Consider the following 2,635-nt stretch of genomic DNA (forward strand, 5'->3'; position numbering starts at 1 on the left):
TGGGCTACACCTATCGCCACTCCGAACTGCCCGAGGGCGCGGTGGTCGTCGCTGCGCGGTTCCGCGGCAAGCCCGGCGAGGCCACCGCAATCCAGGCCGAGATGGACCGCATCGCCGCCAGCCGCGAGGCCAGCCAGCCGCTGCGCAGCAAAACCGGCGGCTCGACCTTCAAGAACCCTCCCGGTCACAAGGCCTGGCAGCTGGTCGATGACGCAGGCTGTCGCGGGCTGATGTTCGGCGGCGCGCAGGTGAGCGAAAAGCACACCAACTTCCTGATCAACACTGGCACCGCGACCAGCGCGGATATCGAGGGACTGGGCGACGAAGTGCGGCGGCGGGTGAAGGACAAGACAGGCATCGAGCTGGAATGGGAAATCCAGCGGGTGGGTTTGAAGTGACTCTCGCGAAGCTCCACGTCGCCGTCCTCATGGGCGGGTGGTCCAGCGAGCGCCCCGTCTCGCTGATGAGCGGCAACGGCGTCGCCGATGCACTCGAGGCGCGCGGGCACCGCGTCACCCGCGTCGACATGGACCGCGATGTCGCCGCACGGCTCGCCGAAGCCGCGCCCGACGTCGTGTTCAACGCGCTCCACGGCACGCCCGGCGAGGACGGGACGGTCCAGGGGATGATGGATTTGATGGGGCTGAAATACACCCATTCGGGTCTCGCAACCTCGGTCATCGCGATCGACAAGGAGCTGACCAAGCAGGCGCTGGTGCCCCACGGCATCCCGATGCCCGGCGGGCGGATCGTCGCCAGCGAGGACCTGTTCGAGCGCGATCCGCTGGCGCGGCCCTATGTGCTGAAGCCGGTCAATGAGGGTTCCTCGGTCGGCGTGGCGATCGTCACCGCCGAGGGCAATTACGGCAATCCCATCGGCCGCGACGTGACCGGGCCGTGGCAGAAGTTCGATCACCTGCTGGCCGAACCGTTCATTCGCGGCAAGGAGCTGACGACTGCCGTGATCGCAAATCGGGCGCTGATGGTCACCGAGCTCAAGCCCAAGACCGGGTTCTACGATTTCGACGCGAAGTACACCGATGGGCTGACCGAGCACGTCTGCCCCGCCGAGATACCCGACGAGATCACTGCCGCCTGCAAGGACATCGCGCTGCGCGCGCACCGGCTGCTCGGCTGCAGGGGCACCAGCCGCTCGGACTTCCGCTGGGATGACGAACGCGGCGTCGCCGGGCTGTTCCTGCTCGAGGTCAACACCCAGCCGGGCATGACCCCGCTCAGCCTCGTGCCCGAACAGGCGCGGCACCTGGGGATGGAATACGGCGATCTGGTGGAAGCCATTATCGCCGATGCGCTCGCCAGTTCGAATTTTGGGGGGGCGGAATAAAATGGCGCAAACGATCAAGCGCGGCGGCAAAGGCGTGCGCCGCGCCGCCGCGACGCGAACCAACAAGGCGCGGGTCACGGCCGCCAAGCGCACCACCGGCTCGGTCCTCGACCAGGCGATGGCGGCCTTGCCGGTCAGCCAGGAGCGGCTCCACCAGGCGTTCCTCGCCGTCATCCTCGGCGGTGCGGCAGTGCTCGCCTGGGTTGTGGCGAGCTTTGCCGGGGTGCCGGCGATGGCCACGGTCCAGATCGCCTCGCTCGCCGCCGATGCCGGGTTCGAGGTGCGCCGCGTCGAAGTCCGCGGGGTCGAGCGGATGAACGAGCTCAAGGTTTACGACAAGGTGCTGGGCGAGCGCGACCGGGCGATGCCGCTGGTCGATCTGGCGGGCCTGCGCGAAAAGTTGCTCGAACTGTCGTGGGTCGGCGATGCGCGGGTCTCGCGCCAGTTGCCCGATACGCTGGTGATCGACATCGTCGAGCGGGTGCCGCACGCGGTGCTGAAGAAGCCCGGCCGCTATGTCCTGATCGACGCCGAGGGGCGCGAACTCGAACCGGTCAAGGAGGCGCGCGCGAAGTCGATGCTGGTCGTCGCCGGGCCGGGTGCGGGCAAGCAGGTGGTCGGGCTGGACAAGCTGCTCGACGCCGCGCCCGCGCTGAAGCCGCAAGTGCGCGAGGCCGAATGGATCGGCAACCGCCGCTGGAACCTAACCTTCCGCACCGGCCAGGTGCTCGCGCTGCCCGAAGGGAACAAGCCGTCGGCCAAGGCGCTGGTCGAGTTCGCCCGGCTCGACGGGGTCAACCGCCTGCTCGGCGGGCGGGTCGCCGCCTTCGACATGCGCGCGCCCGACCGGATCTACCTGCGCCTGCCCAATCGCGCAGCGGATGCCGCCAAGCCGACGCCGGCCGCGTCCGCCAGCGCCAAGCCGGCGGCCAAGCCCGCCGCGAAGGCCGACTGATGGCCGGCCCGCGCATCGCCAAGGTTTACGGGGCGGTCAATCTCGGCTCGTTCCGCATCTCGGCGATGATCGCCGGGCTGACCGAGACCGGCGAGATGGTCGTGCTCGGCTCGGGCCACCGCGCCAGCCAGGGGATCAAGCGCGGCTATGTCACCGACATGCAGGCCGCGACCTACGCGGTGCGCGACGCGGTCGAGCGCGCCGAGAAGATGGCCAACGTCAGCGTCTCCAGCGTGTGGATCGGCTGCTCGGGGGCCGGGCTCACCAGCCAGATCGCGCAGGTTGAGGTCGATATCGGCGGGCGCCGGATCGAGACCGACGACATCGAGCACCTG

At 69.0% G+C, this 2,635-nt stretch carries 3 protein-coding genes and 1 pseudogene; all 4 read left to right on the top strand.

What is annotated here, in order from left to right; all coding sequences use genetic code 11:
* Positions 1–398: pseudogene (locus RMP08_RS04040) on the top strand (UDP-N-acetylenolpyruvoylglucosamine reductase); the annotation flags it as partial.
* Complete coding sequence (locus RMP08_RS04045) at positions 395–1,345, top strand: D-alanine--D-alanine ligase (RefSeq protein WP_310467710.1); 951 nt, start codon at positions 395–397, stop codon at positions 1,343–1,345. The pseudogene RMP08_RS04040 and the gene RMP08_RS04045, both read left to right, overlap by 4 nt.
* Position 1,346: 1 nt before the next feature.
* Positions 1,347–2,300: a cell division protein FtsQ/DivIB gene (locus RMP08_RS04050; RefSeq protein ID WP_310467711.1), complete on the top strand. Its 954-nt coding sequence runs from the start codon at positions 1,347–1,349 to the stop codon at positions 2,298–2,300.
* A partial coding sequence (locus RMP08_RS04055) for a cell division protein FtsA (protein ID WP_310467712.1) occupies positions 2,300–2,635 on the top strand: 336 nt, incomplete at its 3' end. The genes RMP08_RS04050 and RMP08_RS04055, both read left to right, overlap by 1 nt.

This window comes from Sphingomonas sp. (genome assembly GCF_031426035.1).
Classification (GTDB): Bacteria; Pseudomonadota; Alphaproteobacteria; order Sphingomonadales; family Sphingomonadaceae; genus Sphingomicrobium.

Coding starts and splice junctions, on each gene's coding strand:
- RMP08_RS04050 (WP_310467711.1), top strand. CDS start 1,347: ATGGCGCAAACGATCAAGCGCGGCGGCAAAGGCGTGCGCCGCGCCGCC.